This is a genomic window from Burkholderia sp. MS455 (genome assembly GCF_016899445.1).
GTDB classification, from domain to species: Bacteria; Pseudomonadota; Gammaproteobacteria; order Burkholderiales; family Burkholderiaceae; genus Burkholderia; species Burkholderia pyrrocinia_C.
In genome coordinates this window covers 867682-890493 of record NZ_CP041777.1, presented here as the reverse complement: position 1 = coordinate 890493, position 22812 = coordinate 867682, and the positions used below count along the sequence as shown (strand labels likewise).

The following is a 22812-nucleotide window of genomic DNA, read 5'->3' as shown; positions in this document are numbered from 1 at the left end:
TCGCCACCGCAAAATTTTGCACAATGGCGGCAGCGCGGCGTTGCGCCGCGATTCGCCCCCGGCAACCGGCAATCCCGACCACCGTTGTCGCAACCGTTACCGAACCCGAGCCCGACGTGCCGCCGCCCACCGCCATGGACCATCCGAAACGCATCCTGATTGTCGAGGACGACGCCGACATCGCCGACGTGCTGAGCCTGCACCTGCGCGACGAGCGCTACGAAGTCGTGCACAGCGCGGACGGCGCCGAAGGGCTGCGCCTGCTCGAACAGGGCAACTGGGACGCGCTAATCCTCGACCTGATGCTGCCGGGCGTCGACGGCCTCGAAATCTGCCGGCGCGCGCGTGCGATGACGCGCTACACGCCGATCATCATCACGAGTGCGCGCTCGAGCGAGGTGCACCGGATCCTCGGCCTCGAGCTCGGCGCCGACGACTATCTGGCGAAGCCGTTCTCGGTGCTCGAGCTCGTCGCGCGCGTGAAGGCGCTGCTGCGGCGCGTCGATGCGCTCGCGCGCGATTCGCGGATCGACGCGGGCACGCTCGACGTCGCCGGGCTGTCGATCGACCCGATCGCGCGCGAGGCGAGCGTCGACGGCGCGCGCATCGACCTCACGCCGCGCGAATTCGACCTGCTGTATTTCTTCGCGCGGCACCCGGGCAAGGTGTTCTCGCGGATGGACCTGCTCAATGCCGTGTGGGGCTACCGGCACGAAGGCTACGAACACACGGTCAACACCCACATCAACCGGCTGCGCGCGAAGATCGAGGCCGATCCGGCCGAGCCCGTGCGGATCCTCACCGTGTGGGGACGCGGCTACAAGCTCGCCGCGCCGGGCCAGCGGGACGCGTCATGAAACTCACGCTCACCCAGCGGCTGTCGCTCGTGTTCTCGGTCCTGCTGCTCGCGTGCTCGGGCGCGTCGGCGTGGCTGCAGATCCGCGCGAACGACATGCGCGAGAAGGAAGTCGTGCAGGGGCTGTCTCGCGACCTGGCCGCCAACATCGCCAACAGCGCGCCGCTGATGGACGCGAACGGGCTGCGCCCCGACGCCGTGCGCACGCTGTTCGGCCAGCTGATGGGCGTGAACCCGAGCGTCGAGGTGTACCTGCTCGACAACGCGGGGCGAATCAAGGGCGACGATGCGCCGCCCGGCCACGTAAAGCGCGACCGCGTCGATCTTGCTCCCGTGCAGCGTTTCATCGCGGGCCAGCCGCTGCCGATCCTCGGCGACGATCCGCGCAGCCCCGACGCGCGCAAGGTGTTCAGCGCCGCGCCGCTGCAGCGCGCCGGGCAGCCGCCGTCGGGCTATATCTACGTGGTGCTGCTCGGCGAGGCGCACGACCGGCTGGCCGCGCGCGTCGACGCCGGCAACGTGCTGCGCACGACGTTGTGGTCGATGGCGGTCGTCGCGCTGCTCGGCCTGCTCGCGGGCCTCACTGCGTTCAGCTTCATCACGCGCCCGCTGCGCCGGCTGACGGACGCGATGCGACGTTTCGACGCGAACGGCGTGCCCGACACGCAGCCGCCGGTGCCGCGCTCGCCGCCGGGCCGGCGCGGCGACGACATCGTCGTGCTCGAATCCGCGTTCGCGCAGATGGCCGACCGGATCGGCGAACAGTGGCGCGCGCTGACGCACCAGGACCAGCAGCGGCGCGAACTGATCACGAACATCTCGCACGACCTGCGCACGCCGCTCACGTCGCTGCACGGCTATCTGGAGACCCTGTCGCTGAAGTCCGACGCGCTCGCCGAACCCGAACGGCGGCGCTACCTGTCGATCGCGCTTGCGCAGAGCGCGAAGGTCGGCCGGCTCGCGCAGGCGCTGTTCGAACTCGCGCGGCTCGAATCGGGCGGCGTGCAGGCCGAGCGCGAGCCGTTCTCGCTGGTCGATCTCGTGCAGGACGTGTTCCAGAAATTCGAGCTGGCCGCGCAGGCGCGCGGCATCGCGCTGCATGCGCGGATCCCGCCGCGCGTGCCGGTCGTGTCGGCCGATCTCGGGATGATCGAGCGCGTGCTGACCAACCTGCTCGACAACGCGCTGCGGCACACGCCTTCGCGCGGCGAGGTCGAGGTCGCGCTGGAGCCGCGGGGCGACTGCGTGGTCGTGACCGTGTCGGATACCGGCGAAGGGATTCCGGCGGCACGCCGCGAAGGGCTGTTCCAGCGGCCGCAGCGGCCGATGAGCGGCGCCGCGTTGACGAGCGGCGGGCTCGGCCTGCTGATCGTGCACCGGATGCTGGCGCTCAACGGCAGCAGCATCCGGCTCGTCGATCGGGCCGGGCGCGGCGCGGTGTTCGAATTTGCGCTGGCGATCGCGTCGCCGACGGCCGGCGACGCACGCTGAAATTTGTCAGCGTCCGCGTCGTCGTCCGCGTTCAGCCGCCGCGCTTGCGCCGCACGTCGCTCGGCGTGGTGCCGGTCCAGCGCTTGAACGCGTGACGGAATCCGACCGCATCGCTGAAGCCGAGCGTCAGCGCGATGTCCTCGGTGCTGAGCGTGGTGGTGCTGAGATAGTCGATCGCGAGCGCCTTGCGCACGCTCGTCAGCAGTTCGCTGTACGACGTGCCTTCGGCCTCGAGCTTGCGGCGCAGCGTGCGCGCGGTGATGCACAGCGTCTGTGCGATCGCGTCGAGGTCCGGGAACTGCCCCGGCATGCGCGTGAGTTCCTGGTAGACGCGGCGCGTGACGCCCGACTGGGTGCGCAGTTCGTCGAGCAGCCGCGCGCAGTGCGACGACACCTGCGCGGCGGTGATCGGGTTCGCGAGCTGCGGTGCGCGCGTGAGCCACGCGGCCGGGTAGCTGAGCACGTTGCGCGGCTGGTCGAACGCGAGCGGGCATTCGAGCGCGTCGGACAGCATGGCCGCGTGCGGCGGCTCCGGCTGCGTGAACTGCGCACGCGCCGGCACGCACCACGTGCCCATCACGTCCTTGATGATCGTCACGTGCAGCGCGAACTGCATGTCGATCAGGAAGCGGTAAAGCGGCTCGTCGAGACAGGGCAGCGGCATGGTTTCCCGATCGGGAAACAGCCACGAAACCGTGTCGTCCTGCACGACCCAGCCGATTTCGAGCATGCGGTTCGCGAGCTGGTGGTATTTGACGGCCGAGTCGAACGCGTGGGCCATCGATTCCGAGCACAGCATCGCGTAGCCGTACATCCCGTAGCTCGACGCGTGCAATCGGTGCCCGACCCGCACGCCGAGATCCGGGTTGCCGTAAGCGCGGATCGCGTTGCCTGCGGCTGTCAGGAACTGCTGGGACGACGTGAGCGTGAACGGATCGGCGACCGCGGCGGGATCGAGATCGGTCCCGGCGAGCACCGCACCGGCGTCGAGCCCCAGGTCCGACGCGACCTGCAGCAGGACCGCGAGCTTGGACGGCGAGAAGCACTTCTCGCGCAGCATGGCGGGCAGCGCGGCGTCGGGCGACCGATCGCCGGGGGGCCGTGTCTTGGCCGGTTTCAACGGCGCGTCGCGCAGCATGGGTGAGTCCTGAGTCCGATTCGATAGCGATTCCGGGTACGCGATTCTGCCCTCGAATGCACCGGGTCGCCACGGGGTTCACCCTGAGTCCGGCCGCCGCCCGTGGGCCGGACCGTCTGCCGCGCATGGCGCCGGCGCTCCGTTTTGCCCGATGTCGACTACTTTCCCGTGTGTAGAGGCGGGCTCGTCTCGCTGAGCAACGTCAGAATTTTGTCGGTGACGAGTTCGGCCCATCGACGATATTGATTCGGCCCGGGATGGTACCGGTCGATTGCCATCTCGGCGGGATTCGCGGCCCACTCGAGCGACACGTAACGTCGCGCGGGATGGAGGTCGACCCAGCGCCGCAAGATCCGATCGAGTCGAATGGCGTAGCGGCCGAGGTACCACCGCAGCGGATGCGGTGCGGCCGGCAGGATGCGCAACGGCGGCAATCCTGTCACGACGATGCCGGCGGCGCCGGTTCGCAGTCCGAGATGATCCGCGAGCGCGATATAGTCGCGGATGAATTGCCCCGGCTTGCGCTGGGACGTGACGTCGTTCGTGCCGAGCGCCGTGACGAGGTAGTCGGCCGGCCCGATCGTGCTGCACGTCAACAGCTTCAACGCCTCGTCCGTATTGACGCCGGACTTCGCGATCAGTTGCCATTCGACCCGTCGGCCCGTGGCGCGTGCCAGGAGCCGTGCAACCGGCTGCGCCAGTGCATGTTCCTGCTCGTCCACGCCCACGCCCGCCGCCGAAGAATCGCCGACCACCAGGATGCGCAGGGGCGCCGTCGAACCATCATCCGCGCCCTCGCTCCCTTTACGGGGACCGTTGGCCTCGGGCAGGCGCAGCGCGGTTCTGCGCAACCAACGTGCCTGAGCCAGCAGGATCGGGCCAAGCGCGTACTTATATAGCGTCAACATAGAGCAAGAGGATCGAGGTGATGCGCTTTCGCAGTGAAGAATCGCGGAGGCTACGCGACTTCGTTCAGAAAGGCCAGCGTGGCCGCAATACCGGTCTTGTCGCGCAAGATCTTCCGATGACCTTGCTTGCGTGTCGAGAAGAGCCTTGCGTTGATGTGGCTCGAATGGAGTTCCTGCGCCTGTCGGAACGGCACCTCGTCGTCGTCCTCGTCATGAATCAATAGTACCGGCCGATCGAAACCACGGATCAGTCGCGCCGGCGCTATCTGGTCCCAACGCCACGCATTCCGATGTCGCTGTTCGAGTCGTACGCGCATTGCATGAATGACGGACGCTTTTATCCGGAAAAATCGCGCAAAAGAGTCGGTGATGAATACGGCGTCGGAAAAGCAGCTGATCAGCACCAGCTTCGTCGTGGCGAGGCCGAACCGGCTGATCGACAACAGCGTGCAAGCCGCTCCGAAGGAGTGATGCTGCCCGAGACAGCGTGGCGATAGCTTTTGACCTGCAGCACGAGCGTCGTGATTTCGGTGCCGACAAGCAAATCAATCTGTTGGCCGCCACAATAGAAGTCGCAGAGAACGACGGCCGGATGTTCATTGATTTCGAGGATCTCGACGACTCGTTGAAGAACGCGTCTCTCGGCAGCATTCTTCGCGCCTTTGGAATATCGACAGAAGATTTCAACCGTCATGGTCTGTTCGTGGGCCCTGTTGTTTTTCACGTCAGCCAGCTATTAGAGCATGCTGCACCCCATTTTCATTTCGTTATTGATGCGCTTCCGACAGCGGCGAGCGGCATCCGAGTCGATATTGTCCGAGGATGTTCATTTACGAGCTTCGGCGTTGGCTGCGGGGCGACATCCGATGCGTGTCCGTTTCGATCATCTTTACGACCGCATCGATCATTTGCAAAGCACGGCCGGCGGGCGATAGTCGGCATTCGTGAGACAACCTTCGCCCAAGCGGCACGGGGCGTCGAGCGAGCGGCGCCAGCATCGATCCGGGAGCGGTTCCCGCGATGCGCGAAGCCTGCGCGCCGGCCGCACAAGGATACCTACATGATCAAGAGACACTGGACCGCGTCATATGGCGCGATCCCCGCCGAGATCGACGCCGATCGCCATCCTTCCGTCAGCGTGCTGCTGGACGACGCGATGCGCCGCTTCGCCGATCGTCCCGCGTTCCATGCGTTCGGCCGCACGCTGACCTATGCCGATGTCGATCGCCTGTCGAGCGCGCTGGCCGCCTATCTGCAGCAGGTCGTCGGCGTCCGCAAGGGCGACCGCGTGGCCGTGATGCTGCCCAACGTGCTCGCGTTTCCTGTCGTGTTCGTCGCCGTCGCGAGGATCGGCGCGATCCAGGTCAACGTGAACCCGCACTACACCGCGCACGAGCTCGAGCATCAACTCAACGACGCAGGCGTCGAGGTCGCCGTGGTGTGCGGCGGGTCGATGGGCACGTTCGCCGACGTGGTCGGCGGCACGCGCGTGCGCACCGTGCTGAGCGTGGGGCGCGGCGATCTGGGCGTGGTCGATGCGCCGGCCGGTGCGTGCGACGCGCTGCCGCCCGGTTCGATCGCGCTCGCGGACGCGATCGCCGCAGGCGAATCGCTCGCGTGCGAGCCGGTCGCGCTGGGCGGCGCGGACCTGCTGCTGCTGCAATACACGGGCGGCACGACCGGATTGTCGAAGGGCGCCGCGCTGTCGCACCGCAACCTCGTCGCGAACATCGAACAGTTCGCGGCGATCGTGGCGGCCGCGCGGGTGCCGGGCGAGGAAGTCGTCGTCACCGCGATCCCGCTGTACCACATCTTCGCGCTGACGGTGAACTTCCTGTCCTACTTCGCGATCGGCGCGCAGAACTGGCTCGTCGCGAACCCGCGCGACATGGACGCGTTCATCGACGTGCTGAAGGCCGCGCGGCCGACCGTGTTCGTCGGCGTGAACACGCTGTACGCGGGGCTCGCCGGCCATCCGCGCCTGAAGGAAGTCGACTGGTCGCGGCTGAAGCTGTCGGCCGGCGGCGGCGCGGCGGTGATCGACGTGATCTCGTCGCGCTGGAAGGCGGTGACGGGCAACTTTATCCGCGAGGGCTACGGGCTGTCGGAAACGTCGCCGGTCGTGTCGTTCAACCCGCAATCGATCGACACGTTCACGGGCACCACGGGCCTGCCGCTGCCGTCGACGGACGTGAAGCTGCTCGACGACCAGGATCGCGAGGTCGCGATCGGCGAAGCGGGCGAGATCTGCGTGAAGGGGCCGCAGGTGATGACCGGCTACTGGCAGAAGCCGGAAGCGAATACGGCCGCGTTCACGGCGGACGGCTATTTCCGCACCGGCGACGTCGGCGTGTTCGACGCAGCCGGCTTCCTGCGGATCGTCGATCGCAAGAAGGACATGATCATCGTGTCGGGCTTCAACGTGTACCCGAACGAAGTGGAAGCCGTCGCGACCGCGCTGCCGGGCGTCGCCGAATGCGCATGCATCGGCGTGCCGGACGCGCGCACCGGCGAGGCCGTCAAGCTGTTCGTGGTGCTGGCGTCGGATGCCGACGTGACGGAGGCGCAGCTCGTCGCGCATTGCCGCGCGAGCCTCGCGGCCTACAAGGTGCCGAAGCTCGTCCGCTTCGTCGACCGGCTGCCGAAGTCGACGGTCGGCAAGATCCTGCGCCGGGAACTCAGCCGCACCGACTGATGGCGCCGAAGCGCCGCGCGGCCGCGGCGGCGCGGCCCGGCGCGCCGAAGGCCCCGAAGCGGACGCGCGGGCCGCTCAAGTACAATGCGAGCGGTTCGATCGACGGGGACGCGATGACCGGCTCAGATTCACTTTCCGCCCGGCCCGGGCGTGCGCTGCCGTCGCCGAGCGCGACGGTGCCGATCTCGCTCGTCAACGGTTTCCTCGCGAGCGCGGGTGCGCAGCGCGACGTGGTCGAACGCTACCTGCGCGGGGCCGGCATTCCGATCGAACTGCTCGGCGAGCCGCATGCGCGCGTGACGGAGGAGCAGTTCTCGACGCTGTACCGCACGCTCGCGATCGACCTCGACGACGAGATGCCCGGCATCTTCTCGCGCCCGCTGCGCGGCGGCACGCTGAAGTATCTGTGCCTGAGCCTGCTCGATGCGCGCAACCTCGAAACGGCGCTGCATCGCTTCGGCCAGTTCTTCCATATCCTGCTCGACGACTTCTTCGTCGAATCGAAGCGCGACGGTCTCGTCGCACAGGTGCTGCTGCGCCCGAACGAGGCCATCGGCCCGATCGGCGCGCTCGGTCAGGAGCTGATGCTCAAGCTCGTGCACGGCGTATGTTCCTGGCTGATCGGGCAGAAGATCCCGCTGCTGCGGATCGAGTTCGCGTGCCCGCGGCCGCGCCATGCGGTCGACCACCTGTACTTCTTCACCGGCTCCGTGCAGTTCGACTGCGAGCGCACGCTGATGCGCTTCAGCGCGGACTACCTCGATGCGCCGATCCGGCAGAGCAAGCGCAACCTGCGCAAGTTTCTCGCGCGCGCGCCCGGCGACTGGATCTTCGAATCGTTCAGCGAACAGCTCGTGTGCCATCGCGTGCGGCAATACCTGTCGGCGGCGCTGCCCGACCTGCCGGTGATCGACCAGGCGGCCGAGCACCTGCATTGCTCGGTGCGCACGCTGAGCCGCCACCTTGCGGCCGAAGGGACGACGTTCCAGGTGCTCAAGGATGAACTGCGGCGCGACATCGCGATCCAGCGGCTGACCGATACGCCCGACACGATCGCGGCGATCGGCGCCGATATCGGGTTCGACGATCCGAGCGCGTTTCATCGCGCGTTCCGGCACTGGACGGGGAGTACGCCGGGGACATATCGGCGGCGCGCGTAGCGCGCGACGCCCGCTGTCGTCTTTTCGAAGCCGGTTCCCATAGCCGGCTCCCATCGGCGGTTCCCATAACCGGCTTCCTTCGCGGGTGGAAGTGAATCGTGGAATCTCCGATGCGGCGACGCGCTCTGCGACGCGGGGCGCGGAATAAATCCGTCGTTCGCGTGTTGTCGATAGATCAGCCATCGACGCTGTTCCAGGAACGAAATGCGCTTATTCACCGATATGCTGGATGCTTCCGTCGCCGCGTGGCACGAATCGATCGACGCGTTTTGCCGCTTGCAGGACGTCGGTTCCGTGGCAACGGGCGCGCACGGAACGAAGTCGATCTACAGTGGCGCGCCCGTGCCCGTGCTCAATGCGGTCATCGGCATGACGCGCGAGCCCGACGTCGACGAGATCGGAGTCTTTGCCGAATCGTTCAGGGATTGCGAATTGCCATGGAGTATCCAGACACGCGCTGCCGGCACGCAAGCCGCGGCAATCCGACAAATCGCGGGTGAATACGGTCTGACGCAATGTGTCGCGCTGCCATTCATGACGAAGCGGCTGGACCGCGTCGAAGCGCCGGCAACCGGCGATGGCCGGGTGGTCGTGCGGCGTGTGGCGGCAGCGGACAGCGAACGGTACAACAGCACGCTTGCCGCAGGCTACGGCGCGCCGGAGCAGGTGTTTCGACGATTGAGCGCGCGGGCGGTGCTGGAGTCGGACGGGATGATGGGCTTTCTGGTGGAATGCGCCGGCATTCCGGTTGCAACATCGTTCGGTGTCCTGTGCAACGACCAGGTGGGGGTATTCAATGTGTCGACCGTTCCCGAGTATCGGCGACGAGGCTACGCGCGAGCGGCGACCCAGGCGGTATTGAACGCCGCGATCGACAAAGGCGCGCATACCGCGTTTCTGCATTGCACACCGGCGGGACGCCACGTGTATGAGTCGATGGGCTTTGCCGCCGGCGAGGAATGGCAAGTGTACGTCGGTCGGTGACGGACGGGCGCGCGTTTTCGACGATGAACATTCAAAGCGATTGGGCCTTGGTCTCCGGCAACAGGAGAACCGCGAGCAGCACCACGCCATAGGCCGCCCCCGAAAAGATCGCGATGGCCATCGCCAGCCCGATCGAGTGGCTCAACATCCCGACCAGGCTTGGAAACAGGGCACCGATTCCGCGGCCGAAGTTATAGGTAAAGCTCTGTGCATTCGCGCGGAAGCCCGACGGAAACAATTCCGTCAGGTACGCGCCGACCCCGCTGAAGATGCCGCACGAGGAAAAGCCCAGCGGAAACCCGAGCCAGAGCATCTGCGCGTTGGATAGCGGAAGCGTCAGGTACAGGCACACCGATACGAGCGACAGCGCCGAAAACAGCATGAAGTTGCGCCGCCGCCCCCAATAGTCGGAAAGGTATGCGCCGACGACGTAGCCGCAAAACGACCCCACTATGATCACGAACAGATACGCGCCCGTGTCGAGCACGGAGAGATGTCGCTCGATCTTGAGAAAGGTCGGCAGCCAGATGGACATCGCATAGAAGCCACCCTGGATGCCGGTGCAGAGCAGTGCGGCCAGTACCGTGCGGCGCACCTGCGAATGGGAGAAGATAACCCATGCCGAGGGCCGGCCGGCGCCTTGTTTCCGGGTGGCGGCTGCCTGCGCGAACACGTCGGGTTCCGGCACGTGCCTGCGGACGTACAGGACGAGCAACGCGGGCAGGATCCCAACCCAGAAAAGGCTGCGCCAGGCGAGCGACTCGGGCAGCACGGAAAACGCGATGCTGTAGAGAATCGCCGCGATACCCCATCCGACGGCCCAGCCGCTTTGCACCAGGCCGACCACCTTGCCGCGATGTGCGGGCGAGACGATCTCGCCGATCAGCACGGCGCCGACGGCCCATTCGCCGCCGAAGCCGAGCCCTTGCAACGCGCGCAGGACGAAGATCTGCTCGAAATTCTGCGCGAAGCCGATCGCGAGCGTACAGACCGAGAACCACAGGATGGTTCCTTGCAGGACCTTGACCCGCCCGTATCGATCCGCCAGGATGCCGGCAATCCATCCGCCGATCGACGAGAAAATCAGCGTCACCGTGCCCAGCAGGCCGGCCTTGCCGCGATCGAGCCCCCAGAGGTCGATCAGCGAAGCCAGAACGAAGCTGAACACCATGAAATCGAACGCATCGGTCACCCAGCCGGCGAACGACGCGTTGAACGTGCGCCTTCCCGCAGGGCCGAGTTCCGCATACCAGGACGGGCGGGATACCGCGGGTTGCGACACGTGCTCGACATTTCTCGTTGACGTCATTGTTCTGTCCGGGAGTAGAAGCGGCTCTGTCAAAGCCCCGCGGGCGAGCGTCGGGTCGCCAGCGCCTGACGGACGACATCCGGTGATGCGGGGGCTTCGCGGATTCGTAGGCCGATCGCATCGTGAATGGCATTCAGGATGGCCGCGGCCGTCGGGACCAGCGCCGGCTCGCCGATGCCTTTTGCGCCGTAGGGGCCGACGGTCGTCGGTGCTTCGACGAAAATCGACTGCACCTCCGGCATGTCATGCACCGTCGGAATCATGTAGTCGTGCAGATTGTTGTATTGCCCGGGGTGATACTTCTCCATCAGCGCCATGCCGACGCCTTGTGCCACCGCGCCCTCGATCTGCCCTTCAAGCAGTGTCGGATTGACCATTCTGCCGACGTCGTGTGCGGCCACGACCTTCAGCACCCGAACGCGCCCGCTCTCGCAGTCCACCACGACTTCCGCAATTTGCGCACCAAACGCGTAGGCGGCGTAGGCGATGCCTTGCCCTGTCGCATCGAGCGTCGTCGTCGGCGGATCGAAGCTTTCTTCTGCCGCGACGACGTAGCCGTGTGCATCGACGGGCAGGGCCCGGAGATCCAGTGCGGCGCCGTCGATGGCGATCCCGCGCGTATCGGACGAAATCCTTGCATCGGGCGCCGCGCCTGCCAGGGCGAGCAGCCGGTGGCGCAGCGTCGTGCCGGCGAGGAACGCAGCCCGGCCGGTGACCATGGTCTGGCGTGACGCCGAGGTACGGCCGCAATCCGGCGTCAGCGCGGTGTCCGGACCGACGATCCGCAGGCAATCGACCGGTACGCCCAGCGCATCGGCCGCGATTTGCGGAATGACCGTGTTCGAGCCCTGGCCGGCATCCACCGCGCCCTGGTGCAACACGATCGTGCCGTCGGGTCGAATACCGAAGCGGACCGTCGACGGATTCGGCAGCGCGGTGTTGCCGCAACCATAGAAGAACGCGGCCACGCCGACGCCATGGCGAAGGTGGCCCGGCGACGCGCCATTCAGCGCGGCGACACGGGCTTGCGCTTCACGCCATGCCGGCCGCAGCGCATCGAGGCACGCGACGAGGCCCACGCTATCGTCCAGGACTTGCCCCGTCGGCAGCAGGTCTCCCGGCCGCAGCGCGTTCATTGCACGAAACTCGAGCGGATCGATGCCCGCCTTGAGCGCCAGCTCGTCGACGAGTTGTTCCTGCGACATCGTCGTTTGCGGTACGCCAAAGCCGCGGAACGCGCCCGCGGGCGTGACGTGCGTATGAATCGCGCGCGAGTGCGCCGTATAGTGGGGAATGACGTACGGGCCGCCGGCATGCACCGGTACGCGATTGGCAACGGCGGTGCCCCAGGAAGCGAACGCGCCGGTATTGAAGTCGCCGTCGAACGTCACGGCACACAGTCGGCCATCGGCATCCGCGGCCATGCTGGACGTCATTCGGCCGGGATGGCGCTTGGTCGACGTGGCCATCGATTCCTCGCGCGACAACACCATCGCAACGGGCCTGTCGAGATGCCAGGCCGCGATCGCCAGCAACGGCTGGACCGTCATGTCGAGCTTGCCGCCGAAGCCGCCGCCGACCGCGGTCGCCACGACGCGCACCTGCTCCGGCGCGACGGCGAGAATGCGGGCGAGATCGCCGCGATGCGGATGGGGCGCCTGCGTGGACGAATGGATCTCGATGGTGTCGCCCACGCGTCGCGCCCAGCCGGCCTCGGGCTCGAGGTACGCATGCTCGACGAAACTGGATTCGAACGTCGCGCTCACGACATAAGGGGCGCCCTGTATCGCGCGTTCCGCGTCGCCGCGGCGCACGAGCCCCTCGATCAGCACATTGCCGGGACGATCGGCGTGCAGTTGCGGACTGTCGTCCAGCACGGCGTCGGCGATCGCGAGCACCGGTGTCTGCGGTTCCCATGTGACGGGAAAGCGGCTCAGGTCGAGCGCCGCGATTGCGTCGCGCTCGCCGACCACCAGCGCAACCGCCTCGAGATGGTGTCGTGTTTCCGTTTCCGGAAGGACGGGCTGGTCGGCGTACGGTGTCGCGACGCCGTGCAGATTCATGCCGGGCACGTCGACGTGGGTCAACACACGACGCACGCCCGGATGGGCTGCGACAAATGCGTCGAGGTCGCCGAACGCGAAGCGAGCGCGGTGATGCGGACAGCGGACCGCGCGCAGGAACAGGCTGTCGGCCGGATAGTCGTCAGCACCGAAACGCTGGCTGCCATCGACTTTTTCGGGCCCGTCGAGGCGCGTCAGCGGTACGCCGACGGACGGCCCGTCGGACGGGGCAACCGTACAGTGCCGCGCGGCGGTGCCGCACCCGACCTCGGTCACGGCGTCGACGATCTTCCGGTAGCCCGTGCAGCGGCACAGCACGCCATCGATGGCGGTCCGCGCGCTCGCGCGGTCGGTCACGCGGTTGGCGTCGATTGCCGCCGCCGCTGCCGTCAGCATGCCCGGTATGCAAAATCCGCATTGCACCGCCTGATGCGCGAGGAAGGTTTGCTGCAGGCGGCTGCCGCATCGGGTGCCGTCGGCCAGCCCTTCGACGGTGACGACGCGGCGTCCCGCGACTTGCCCCAACGGAATCAGGCAGGCATAACGCGCATCGCCATCGACGATCACGGTGCAGCTTCCGCAGTCGCCCTGGCGGCAACCCTCCTTGGTCCCGAACTGCCGCAAGTCCGCGCGCAGGTAGTCGACCAGCCGCTGCGACTGGTCCGCCGGCAGGCGCAGCCGCGTGCCGTTGAGTTCGAACCAGTCGAGTGGCGGCGAAACCGGAGCGCTGCCGCTGGCGGTGGTTTCGCGAACGTCGGCAAGCTCGTCAAGCAGTGGATGCGCCACGTGCGTTCTCCTCGATGCAGCCTCTGAAAGCGCGCGCCACAGCCAGCCGCGCGAGATGAATGCGATGCAATGCCGTCGCCCGGCAGTCGTCGAGCGGGGACAGCTCCGCGAGCGGCGCCGCTTCGATCACGCCCGCCAGATCTTCGCGCCGCCGGCCCGACAGCGCCGCCTCGAGCACCGGTATCCGCCGCGCAACGTCGGATGCGCCACCGACGGCAACGGCGGCCGCCTCTACCGTACCGTGCACGGACACGCGCAGATGCGCGGCGGCCGAAACGACGGCGATCGCTGCGCCGTCGCGATTCGTGCATTTGACGAACGACGTCCGATCCTGCGCGCGCGGTAGCGCAAACAGGATGGCAACCAGCAGTTCGTCCGCGTGCAGCGCGGTCCGGCGGCTGCCCGGCAAGAACTCGGCCAATGGCAAACGGCGCACGCCCCGTGTGCTCGCCAGCTCGACGCAAGCGTCGAGTGCCAGCAGCGGCGGGATGCCGTCCGCCACCGGAGAGGCATGGCACACGTTCCCGCCGATGCTGCCCTGGACGCGAATTTGCCGGGGCCCGACGGAAGCTGCCGCTCCCGTGAGCGCCACGGGCAACCAGGCAGTCCGGGCGATGGCTTCCCAGGTGCTCGCAGCGCCGATACGGGCTACACCGTCGCGCTGCTCGATGCCGCGCAATGAGGCGATGCGGCTGATGTCCACCCATGCAGACCTGGCGGGCACCAGCCCGATATCCGCGAAGGCGTCGGTTGCTCCGCAGACGATGCGCGGCCGCGGATGCTCCGCAAGCCTGCCGAGCACTTCGTCGATGGTGTTGGCGCGAAGATAGTTCATCGCAAGAGTGCGTGCATCTTCATGGTTACGATGGTGGACATTGGTACCGGCACGCGCTCAGTCGCCGGCCGACGCATCCTTGCGGACAACCCGCAGCACGCTGTCGATCACGAACGACTCCCAGTGGCGCACGGCATTCGGCGCATCCAGTTCCTCCCCGAGGAACACGGACAACGTGTGGCGGTTCGACGTATAAAAATACGCTGTCGAGATGATCAGCAGGAAAACGTCGCGCGCATTCAGGTCCTTGCGAAACAGGCCTTGCTCGACGCCGCTTTCAAGAATCTTCGCGATGACCTGCACCGCATGCGACGAGTATTCGCCCCAGCGTTTCAGCTTGGACACGTGCTTGCCTTTGTGCAGGTTCTCCGTGTTGAGCAGCGTGATGAAATCGGGATTGCGCCAATAATAGTCCAGCTTGAAGCGGATCACCGATTTGAGCGCTTCCACGGGAACCGAAGGATCGGGTGCCATCTTGACTTCCGCTTCGTCCATCCGTCGATAGATGCCTTCGAGCACCGCGACGAACAGGCCCTCCTTGCTCCCGTAGTAGTAGTAGATCATCCGGTCATAGGACTTCGCCAGCCTGGAAATCCTTTCCACGCTGCCGCCTTCGTAGCCGTAGCGCGCGAAGACCTTGGTCGCCGCACGAAGGATCTTGTCGCGGGTTTCCTGTGCCGCTGCTTCCCGGACACCGGTTCCGCGCACAGCCTTGCTTTTTGCTGCCTGGGCCATACTGCTCCTATGGCGGCCGATAACCTGGGCATTGCCGCCTGAAAAAAACTTCCAATAGCGGGTTTCCTCGACTTTCGTACAGGGAACGCTACATGAATCCCGGATTCTACGGAACTCTTTGCGCGACTGCAACAAGACATAAAAGTGTCGTTAATTCAACGGGTTATTTTTGACGTGATCCGCCGTCCAGGCATGCTGGGGAGTGAATCTTCCACCTCTCCCAGTTTTTATTTCCGAAAAGTGCTGCTACCATTCGTTTGTGGAGTACTCACTACATGAAACGCTGATTCCAGGTTGTTTGGGGCCGATGTCCGGTAAGCAGGAGATAGACGAATGAACAACGAACTCGACGATCCCTGCAGCGCTTTCGCTGCGCGGAGCATCTGGAAATCGCCCTCCGACGCGAGCGATCCTGAAATGATCCCGGTCTTCGAGGGGCGTGCGTCTCGATCGCTGCTCGATCTGGACATGCTCGCGTTGCGACACGTTTCCCAGGCGATGGCGAACGAGGTCGCGCCCGCAGCGCGCATTGGAAAATTGCTCGAGGCCGCGATGCAGGGCGCGACGGCGACCTGGGGGCTGATTGCGGTCATGCGCGACGGCGGCTGGGAGGGTGCCGCCGAGGCGACGGCATCGGCGGCGCCGAACGTCGACGTGGAACGGCTGCCGATCGACCGGCTTCCGGTCTCCATCCTGGCGACAGCCGTCCATCTGCGCAACGGACTGGTGCTGGACGATGCCCGTGCCGCCGATCAGTGGCGCATGGACGACTATGTGCGCCGTCGCAAGCCGCGCGCCGTGATCTGCGTGCCGATCCGGTGCAACGGCGCATTGACCGGCGCGCTGTATCTGGAACACGGTGACGTACCAGGCATCTTCACATCGGCGAACACCGCGTTGATCGAGATCATTGCACTGCATGCCGGGTTCGCACTGGAGAACATGCGTCTTCGCGACGAGCTTGCCGGGCTGCACGCACGCCTGAGCAGCACCGAAGCAAGGATGCACGACACGCTCTCCGAAATGGATCGCGTCGACCGGCTGAAAGCCTATGGGGAACTGGCGGCGTCGATCGTGCATGAAGTCGCCCAACCCGTCACGGCAATAGACACGTCCGCGCGCGCCGGGCTGAAGTGGCTCAACCGCAATGCCCCGGATATCGACGCCGCCCGCGAGATGCTCGCCCACATCTGTGCATGCGCCATGCGTGCGCGGACCATCATCAGCGCGCTGCGCGCAAGGGCGCGGCACGCAGCGCCCGTCTTCACAGTGTTCGATCTCACCGACGCGCTCCGCGAGGCGGCCGAAATCGTGGAAAGCACGCTGGACGCGATGAAGGTGAGCTTGCGCCTCGATGGATTCTCGTCCCCGATGCTGATGCGCGGCGAGCGCGTGCAATTTCAGCAGGCCATCATCAGCCTGCTGATGAACGGCGCGGAATCCATGCTCGGCACTCCCGAGGACGAACGAGTGCTCGTACTGGCATGCGAATCCGCTCCCGACCGCTTGCGCATTCGCGTCGACGATCGCGGCGACGGCCTCGATCCGAAGTTGGCGCAGCGCATCTTCGAACCGCTGTTCACGACCAAGCCCCATGGCATGGGCATGGGCCTGTCCATCTGCAAGTCCATCGTGGATGCGCACCATGGCCAGCTGGTGCTGATGCCTCGTTCGGAAGGCGGTACTCGGGCGACGGTGACGCTTCCGCCTTTTTCGATGTGACGCGCACGGGTTCCACGGCGAGCGGCGTGAAGCGCCGAGCGATCGGTGGGGGTTGAGAGACGGCATGTGCATTCGGTAAAGGATCGGGTGCCTATACAAACGTATGGGGCGACTTATCCGGACGCGTCATCCGGCTAGCTGCAGATTCAATGGATCGGGTCGACACGTCGCCTTATGCTCGTCTCACCGGTACGCGAATCGCATTGGCGACGGCTCGAGCGACAGTTCGTCGAGCTCGATTCGCGATGTGGCGGAAGTGCGATGCGTGTGCGTCGTGACGATGCAGATGACCGGAACGTGCGTGCTTCTCGATACCCGAAATCCAAGGAACCCATCATGAAACTCCGACAAATCGTTGCAAGCGGCGGCTTGGCCGTCGTCCTGACCACCTGCTTGCAACTGCAGGCATTTGCCGATGAACGGCCCGATACGGCGGGCGCGGATGTCGCGGCGACGTCGACCACGTCGCCCGGTACGACGAAAAAGGCCATCCGTGCAGCCAACCGCACATTCTCGCGGTCGGTCCAGAAAGTGCTGGCCCGCACCAAAGGATTGGAAGGGAAGCCGATCACGGTTTTCGGTAACGCTTCGACAGGGCGGGTGACGCTGGCAGGCCAGGTGGAAAGCGAGGATCAGGATCATCTGGCGGTCGAGGTGGCCAGAAAGGCTCGCGGAGTTACGTCGGTGAACAGCCGGATCACGCTGCGACCGCAAGGCGGAGCCTGAGCGACGAGCGGGCGCACTGCCGGGCCGGATGGCATGTATCGGTGACCTGCGTGCGTCCGCTTTCACATGACCGATCCGATTGGCTGGGAGAAGTGGCGATGGCGACACTGCCTGAAGCGGACATCGTGGTTCGCACTTTGATCAATGTCCTCGATCCTTCGCTGGAACAACGCGATGTTTGCCTGCGAGCGCAGCGCGCGCGATACAAGGCGCGACGCTTCGGCTTGCGTCGATGCGACGAACCCGATGTGCTTGCGCGGGCCGAACCGCTTTCCAGCATAGCGGTGACGGAGTGCATTTCGCTATCCATGATCAGCGTGTCGTGGAGCGACTCGTGTTCGGGGCGGTATACCGAGCAAATCTGGTGCAGGAGCCGCGCGCGCGTACCATCGGTCTGCGCGCTGACGGGGCGCGCAATACGGCGCGGCGATCCCGTGTTTCGTCCGCGTGCGAGCGATATCTGCCTGCCCTCGAACCGTCAGCGAATGATTCTTGCCGCGACCGTTCAACCATGCAGCGGCGCGTCCGCGCCCGATACGATCTAGCGGTACGCGCGAATCGATCGTGCATCCGCGGGCGTGGCATGAGCCGGGTCTAAGGCGACGGGACCGTCACGACGATCAGTGCCGCACCGTGCAGGCGCTCGGCCAGATCGAAGTGAACGGGGCGCTCTCGCCACCAGCGCGCGAACCCGCTACGGGCGCAATGTCCGACGACGATCAGGTCCGGACGGGTTGTCGCAGCATGTGCCGCGATGGCGTCCGCCGGGCGTCCGAACCGCACGTAACCGCGCGCGGCGATACCGTCGTCCGCCAGTGTGCCGACCGCCCGTTGAAGTTCGTGACGCGCGAATTCCTCGATGCGGTGGTGGGCGAGATCGCCGAGCAGTCCGGCCGCCTGTGCATTCGCGGTCACGGGGTCGACAACGGCCACGACGTCGACCTCGGCCGACAATGCCCGCGATAGCGCCGCACACTGCGCGAGTGCGGCTTTTGCTTCATCGGTCCCGTCATAGACGAGTAGCATTCTGGAAAGCGATGACATGTGTTTCGCGTTGGTTGTGGGAATGGACTCGTCCGCGGCGAGCGCCGGCATGCGTGGCGGGTGCCCGGATACTTCCGCCGCAGCGGACGCGATTGCCTACACTGAACACGCGAGGCATCCCGTTTATTCCGGCGTCATTCGAACGTCAGCCGCAGGCTTCGGTATCGACGAAATTTTCTGGCCGCATGCGTGATTCGCGGGGCTCGTCGAACGCCGTGCGAATCGCCTTGCGCGCACGGGATATCCGGCTCATGACGGTGCCGACGGGTATATCGAGCGTATCGGCTGCTTCCTGATAGCTGAACCCGTCGATGCTGACGAGCAGTAACGCGATGCGCTGGGGTTCCGGCAACCGCGCCACGGCATCGATGATCTGCCGGACGGCGAGGCCGGTTTCGGACGTGGAGCGCGGATCGGCGATCGTTTCCATAAACGCATCGTTCCAGTCGAGCAGCAGGCGGTCGCGATGATTGCGTTGGCGCAATTCATTGAGCCATATCGAATGGATGATCGAGAAAACCCAACTCAGGGGCGACGTATCGGCGCGCAGTTGATGGGCCCGCTCGAGCGCGCGAACGCAGGCACGCTGAACGAGTTCTTCTGCGTCATGCCGATTCCCGGTTATGCGCATGGAGAACGACCGAAGGCGTGGCAGCATGTCGGGAAGCATCGTTGAAAGTTCGGTTTGCTTCATTGGCTACTCGAGTCCGGCGCGGGATCCCGGCTGCACATCGCGCGACGCGTCGACGCGCAGTACGCGCGGAATGGATCCCTGGGGAAAAGAATGTCCAGATGCGGCGATTGGGCCGATTGCGTGGTTCGTTACGATCCCGCCAGCCGTGCGACGTCTGTACCGACGTATTGGAACGTCGCAACGTATCGGGCATATTTCGTCAGACGGGATGAATGCAACGCCATGTACCTGCGGCGCGTCCGGATACATGGAGAGACAATCGAAGGCGCTATACGGACGACGGTTTGCACCCTCGGCGTCGTGATTCGACAGCAGTTCCCGTCATCGACGGGCACGATTGCGCGGCACGGCGAACGTCCGGATGGAATCCAGGCCAGACGATTCGCCGGATGGACGGCCGCGCTGCAATCGAATCACTCGTCCGTCAGGCGGCCGTGCGGATTGAAATGATTGAACATTGGAACGGGACCGGGACGAGATGCAGTAGCGATCCGGGTGCCGCGGGCGTGCGGACGTTGCACCGTCAGTACCGGGCTTGACGCGGAGGCCCGTGTTCAATGGCCGGAATACAGCTTCCTCAGTGCGTCGAGCTCGCCGCTCTGCCTCGCCCGCTCGAGTTCCTGGCGTACTTCCGTGCGCGTCCTTGCCATCGGCACCATGGCAACCGGTGCCCACTGGTTCGTGGCCTGGGCATCGTGATTTCCCGTGATCGAATCCGCGGGGGATGCCGCATGGACCGAGGCGGTCATCGCGAGCGCGGCGAACGAGAAGGTGATCTTCAATGTGTTCATGTCGGAATCCTTAAAATAGATCGATCGAAAAGTGCGTACGGCATCCGATGAAGTCGGGCGCGCGCATGAGCCGGCCGCGTGATGGTTTTTCGCCAGATTCCGTCGTGTGTGTATTGGGCGCCGGGCAGGTATCTCGCATGTGTCCGGGGCGCGGCATTTTGCAATGTCGTGTATCCATCCGTTAGCGGGATACATTCGGATACGAAATTGCCCGTCATCGCGGGGCTTGAGCCGGCTTCGACGGCCGGCGGCCCGATTCGAACGGGGGGGCTCGACTGTCGGGGCCGGGCGCCGGGGGCTCGCGACGCCGGGTTGTGCTGACTCGGGGCCCGTTGTTGCGTTGGCGATTTCGGGCTGGGCTGGAATAATCTGACGGCTCGCGTGTTTTCAGTGGTGCCGGCAGAAGGTCGTTGCGATCGGCGGGGGGCGGCAACGACCGAGTGAAGTCGACGAGGGGCAGCTGCCGTGGCATGCGCTGCGGTTGCGTGTCCGACCGAACGGATAGGACCGGGTATCCCGCTCCGAGCCTGCGCGCAGGTGCCGCCGTGCCGGCGGCGTCCGAGTTCATGCCCGCCCCCGTTTCCTTACTGCATCCGCATGATCGAACTTTCGACACGACGCTTCATTGAGCTTTGCCCAGGCCCGCCGCGGCTGCAACGTGCGTTCGACGACAATGCGCGGTCCGTCCTGATCGCCGGGCACGGTGCGGCACCATCGGCCGTCACGGCAATGCAGCGCGAATATGCGTTGCGCGCGATGCTGTGCGATGGCTGGTCCGCTGTTCCGCAAGCGATCGTGTCACATGGAGGCGGGGCCGTGCTCGTACTGGCCGATCCGGGTGGGGAGCCGCTGTCCGGTGCCGGTCAACCGCAGGAAGGGCCGGCCGCGTTCCTGCGGCTCGCGATTGCGCTCGCGACGACGGTGGGTGCGATGCATGCGGCCGGTGTCGTGCATCGCGCACTCGCGCCGCATCGCTTCCTGGTGGACGACGACGGCCGTGCGTTCCTGACGGGCTTCGGCCATGCCGTCCGCACAGGAGTGATCGACCCGTTGCGCGACGCCGAGCTCGATTGGGACGACACGAATGTCGTCTACATGGCGCCCGAACTCTGCGCGGGCATGAACACATGTGGCGACGCACGGGCCGACCTCTACGCGCTCGGGTGCATTTTCTATGAGCGGCTGGTCGGGCTGCCGCCGTTTGACGCGACCGATGCCGCCGCACTCGTGCATGCGCACGCCACGCAATCGGCGCAGGCGCCTCACGAGCGTGCCCGGCACGTACCCGAGCAGATCTCGCGGATCGTCATGAAGTTGCTCGAAAAGGCCCCGGAGCAACGCTACGGCACCGCTGCGGCGCTCGTCGCTGATCTGCGGCGGTGCGAACGATGCCGTCGCCGCGGCGAGATCGCTGCGCAAGCCCATTTTCGCCATGCGCAGGGCGCCTGGCAGCGCTGGGAAGCGCTGGCCAAGGCGCGGCAACTGCCGGCTGTGCATGCCGAGGGTTTCGATGCGGAAGCGGGCAATCCCGCCGGGAATCGTTTGCACGAACTGGACGTGCGGGCGGTGCTGCGCATCTCGAACGCGCTGGCGAGCGACATCGTGCCGGCGCGCCTCGTCGAGACGCTGTTGCGCACAACGCTCGAAAGCGCCGGGGCCGAATACGGCGCGCTCGCGGTGCTGCGCGAGCGCGTCTGGCATGTGCCTGCGCGCGCGGACGCGGTCGACGGTACGATCGTCGTGACTCAGGCAGCCGAGCCTTTCACGGCGGGCGTGCTGCCCATGTCTCTCGTGCAGGCGGTTGCGCGTACGCAGGAGGGCGCGGTGATCGACGATGCGTCCGAGTCGCCGGTCCACGCCCAGGATGCGTACGTTCGGCGCAAGCGCCCCCGTTCGGTGATGTGCGTGCCGCTGATGCGTCATGCGACGCTCGTCGGCGTTCTGTACCTGGAAAACAATCTGGCGGCGCGGATGTTTACCGCGGCCAAGGCAGCCCTGGTGGAAGTGATCGCGTCGCAGGCCGCGTTCGCGCTCGAGAATGCGCGGCTCTACGAGGAACTGGTCGAGCAGAACCGTCAGCGCGCCCATGCCGAGGAACAGCTTCGAGCCGCCCTTGCCAGCCTCGAGCGCGCCAGCCGCCTGGAAGCGATGGGCGAACTCGTCGCGTCGATCGTTCATGAAGTCGGACAGCCGATTGCGGCCGTCGATACGTCGGCGAGCGCGGCGTTGCGTTGGCTGAGCCGGGAGCCGCCGGATGTCGGGGAGGCGCGGGAAATGCTCGTTCACATCAACCGGGGGGCGGCGCGAGCCAAGAGCATCATCCAGGCCTTGCGCGCGAAGGCGCGCAAGGCCGAGCCGCAGTTCGCGACGGTCGATCTCAACGAGGCCGTCCGTGAGGCAGCGGCGCTTGTCGCGCGGCAACTCGACGCGCTCGACGTCGTGTTGGAGCTGCACGTCCAGCACAGCCCCGTCTGTGTCCATGGCGACCGGATCCAGCTCCAGCAGGTCGTGATCAACCTGCTCACGAACGGTGCCGAAGCGATGGCGGGGCTCGAGACGGTACGTTGCCTGTCGCTTGCTTGCGAAGCGGACGGCGTTGACAGCGCTCGCGTGACCGTGGAGGATCTCGGCAGCGGTATTGCGCCGGATGTTGCGGACCGGCTGCTCGAACCGCTCTTTACGACCAAGGAGAACGGGATGGGCATGGGCCTCGCCATCTCGCATTCCATCGTCGATGCACACGGCGGGACGTTGACGTTGTCGACCCGCGACGGCACGGGTACGCGCGCGATCGTCATGCTGCCGCGCGCCGATCCATGACCGGGTCGTCCGCCGCCACGCGGCCATCCCTGCACATTCACCAGCGAATACTTCG

The 22812-nt window shown here is 65.9% G+C and carries 21 protein-coding genes; 9 read left to right on the top strand and 12 right to left on the bottom strand.

Going from position 1 to position 22812, the window contains the following annotated elements:
• Window positions 1–134 precede the first annotated feature (134 nt).
• Window positions 135–857, top strand: coding sequence for a response regulator transcription factor (locus tag FPJ27_RS03760; RefSeq protein ID WP_072437683.1), 723 nt, complete (start codon window positions 135–137; stop codon window positions 855–857).
• Complete coding sequence (locus tag FPJ27_RS03755; RefSeq protein WP_204420881.1) at window positions 854–2347, top strand: HAMP domain-containing sensor histidine kinase; 1494 nt, start codon at window positions 854–856, stop codon at window positions 2345–2347. The genes FPJ27_RS03760 and FPJ27_RS03755 overlap by 4 nt, the downstream gene beginning before the upstream one ends.
• 31 nt (window positions 2348–2378) lie before the next feature.
• Here the strand turns inward: FPJ27_RS03755 and FPJ27_RS03750 are convergent, their stop codons facing one another.
• The 4 genes from FPJ27_RS03750 to FPJ27_RS03735 all read right to left on the bottom strand — a co-directional run bounded on the left by FPJ27_RS03750 (window position 2379) and on the right by FPJ27_RS03735 (window position 5087).
• The gene (locus FPJ27_RS03750) at window positions 2379–3485 is read right to left on the bottom strand and encodes an AraC family transcriptional regulator (RefSeq protein WP_072437685.1); all 1107 of its coding nucleotides are present in this window, start codon (window positions 3483–3485) and stop codon (window positions 2379–2381) included.
• A 158-nt stretch (window positions 3486–3643) separates the two neighbouring features.
• Window positions 3644–4393 carry an SGNH/GDSL hydrolase family protein gene (locus FPJ27_RS03745; RefSeq protein ID WP_204420880.1) on the bottom strand — a complete coding sequence of 250 codons (750 nt, stop codon included), beginning with the start codon at window positions 4391–4393 and terminating at the stop codon, window positions 3644–3646.
• 50 nt (window positions 4394–4443) lie between these two features.
• Entirely contained in the window at window positions 4444–4836 is a 393-nt protein-coding gene (locus tag FPJ27_RS03740) for an alpha/beta hydrolase (protein WP_204420879.1), read from the bottom strand.
• A complete protein-coding gene (locus tag FPJ27_RS03735; protein WP_072437687.1) occupies window positions 4791–5087 on the bottom strand; it encodes an NERD domain-containing protein in 297 nt (98 codons plus the stop codon). The genes FPJ27_RS03740 and FPJ27_RS03735 overlap by 46 nt, the downstream gene beginning before the upstream one ends.
• 366 nt (window positions 5088–5453) lie before the next feature.
• On the opposite strand from FPJ27_RS03735, the gene FPJ27_RS03730 reads away from it, so the two are divergent.
• Complete coding sequence (locus FPJ27_RS03730) at window positions 5454–7088, top strand: AMP-binding protein (protein ID WP_204420878.1); 1635 nt, start codon at window positions 5454–5456, stop codon at window positions 7086–7088.
• Here the strand turns inward: FPJ27_RS03730 and FPJ27_RS36255 are convergent.
• On the bottom strand, window positions 7072–7284 hold the full coding sequence (locus tag FPJ27_RS36255) for a hypothetical protein (RefSeq protein ID WP_239483177.1): 213 nt from the start codon (window positions 7282–7284) through the stop codon (window positions 7072–7074). The genes FPJ27_RS03730 and FPJ27_RS36255 overlap by 17 nt on opposite strands.
• Here FPJ27_RS36255 and FPJ27_RS03725 point away from each other — a divergent pair.
• On the top strand, window positions 7187–8248 hold the full coding sequence (locus FPJ27_RS03725; protein ID WP_239483174.1) for an AraC family transcriptional regulator: 1062 nt from the start codon (window positions 7187–7189) through the stop codon (window positions 8246–8248). The two genes, FPJ27_RS36255 and FPJ27_RS03725, sit on opposite strands and share 98 nt — an antisense overlap.
• A 204-nt stretch (window positions 8249–8452) precedes the next feature.
• Window positions 8453–9232 (top strand): GNAT family N-acetyltransferase, encoded by a 780-nt coding sequence (locus FPJ27_RS03720; RefSeq protein WP_072437690.1) that lies wholly within the window; start codon window positions 8453–8455, stop codon window positions 9230–9232.
• A gap of 31 nt (window positions 9233–9263) precedes the next feature.
• Here the strand turns inward: FPJ27_RS03720 and FPJ27_RS03715 are convergent, their stop codons facing one another.
• From FPJ27_RS03715 to FPJ27_RS03700, 4 genes are read right to left on the bottom strand one after another with little or no spacing between them, the layout of a single operon-like run.
• On the bottom strand, window positions 9264–10541 hold the full coding sequence (locus tag FPJ27_RS03715) for an MFS transporter (protein ID WP_072437691.1): 1278 nt from the start codon (window positions 10539–10541) through the stop codon (window positions 9264–9266).
• Between the two features lie 29 nt (window positions 10542–10570).
• Entirely contained in the window at window positions 10571–13390 is a 2820-nt protein-coding gene (locus tag FPJ27_RS03710) for a molybdopterin cofactor-binding domain-containing protein (RefSeq protein ID WP_204420876.1), read from the bottom strand.
• The gene (locus FPJ27_RS03705) at window positions 13371–14225 is read right to left on the bottom strand and encodes an FAD binding domain-containing protein (protein ID WP_204420875.1); all 855 of its coding nucleotides are present in this window, start codon (window positions 14223–14225) and stop codon (window positions 13371–13373) included. Before FPJ27_RS03705 ends, FPJ27_RS03710 begins: the two co-directional genes overlap by 20 nt.
• A gap of 57 nt (window positions 14226–14282) precedes the next feature.
• Entirely contained in the window at window positions 14283–14960 is a 678-nt protein-coding gene (locus FPJ27_RS03700) for a TetR family transcriptional regulator (RefSeq protein ID WP_072437694.1), read from the bottom strand.
• Between the two features lie 333 nt (window positions 14961–15293).
• On the opposite strand from FPJ27_RS03700, the gene FPJ27_RS03695 reads away from it, so the two are divergent.
• The 3 genes from FPJ27_RS03695 to FPJ27_RS03685 all read left to right on the top strand — a co-directional run bounded on the left by FPJ27_RS03695 (window position 15294) and on the right by FPJ27_RS03685 (window position 17953).
• Window positions 15294–16682, top strand: coding sequence for an ATP-binding protein (locus FPJ27_RS03695; RefSeq protein ID WP_204420874.1), 1389 nt, complete (start codon window positions 15294–15296; stop codon window positions 16680–16682).
• A gap of 336 nt (window positions 16683–17018) precedes the next feature.
• Complete coding sequence (locus tag FPJ27_RS03690) at window positions 17019–17408, top strand: BON domain-containing protein (RefSeq protein ID WP_072437696.1); 390 nt, start codon at window positions 17019–17021, stop codon at window positions 17406–17408.
• A 98-nt stretch (window positions 17409–17506) separates the two neighbouring features.
• On the top strand, window positions 17507–17953 hold the full coding sequence (locus FPJ27_RS03685; protein WP_072437697.1) for a DUF3331 domain-containing protein: 447 nt from the start codon (window positions 17507–17509) through the stop codon (window positions 17951–17953).
• A gap of 49 nt (window positions 17954–18002) precedes the next feature.
• Here FPJ27_RS03685 and FPJ27_RS03680 read toward each other — a convergent pair whose 3' ends face one another.
• The 3 genes from FPJ27_RS03680 to FPJ27_RS03670 all read right to left on the bottom strand — a co-directional run bounded on the left by FPJ27_RS03680 (window position 18003) and on the right by FPJ27_RS03670 (window position 19937).
• Window positions 18003–18452 (bottom strand): universal stress protein, encoded by a 450-nt coding sequence (locus FPJ27_RS03680; protein WP_239483137.1) that lies wholly within the window; start codon window positions 18450–18452, stop codon window positions 18003–18005.
• A gap of 145 nt (window positions 18453–18597) precedes the next feature.
• Window positions 18598–19146 carry an RNA polymerase sigma factor gene (locus tag FPJ27_RS03675; protein ID WP_204420873.1) on the bottom strand — a complete coding sequence of 183 codons (549 nt, stop codon included), beginning with the start codon at window positions 19144–19146 and terminating at the stop codon, window positions 18598–18600.
• Window positions 19147–19700: 554 nt separating this feature from the next.
• Window positions 19701–19937, bottom strand: a complete 237-nt coding sequence (locus tag FPJ27_RS03670) for a DUF4148 domain-containing protein (protein WP_072437700.1) — start codon at window positions 19935–19937, stop codon at window positions 19701–19703.
• Window positions 19938–20534: 597 nt separating this feature from the next.
• Here FPJ27_RS03670 and FPJ27_RS03665 point away from each other — a divergent pair.
• Entirely contained in the window at window positions 20535–22757 is a 2223-nt protein-coding gene (locus FPJ27_RS03665) for an ATP-binding protein (RefSeq protein WP_072437701.1), read from the top strand.
• Window positions 22758–22812: the final 55 nt, after the last annotated feature.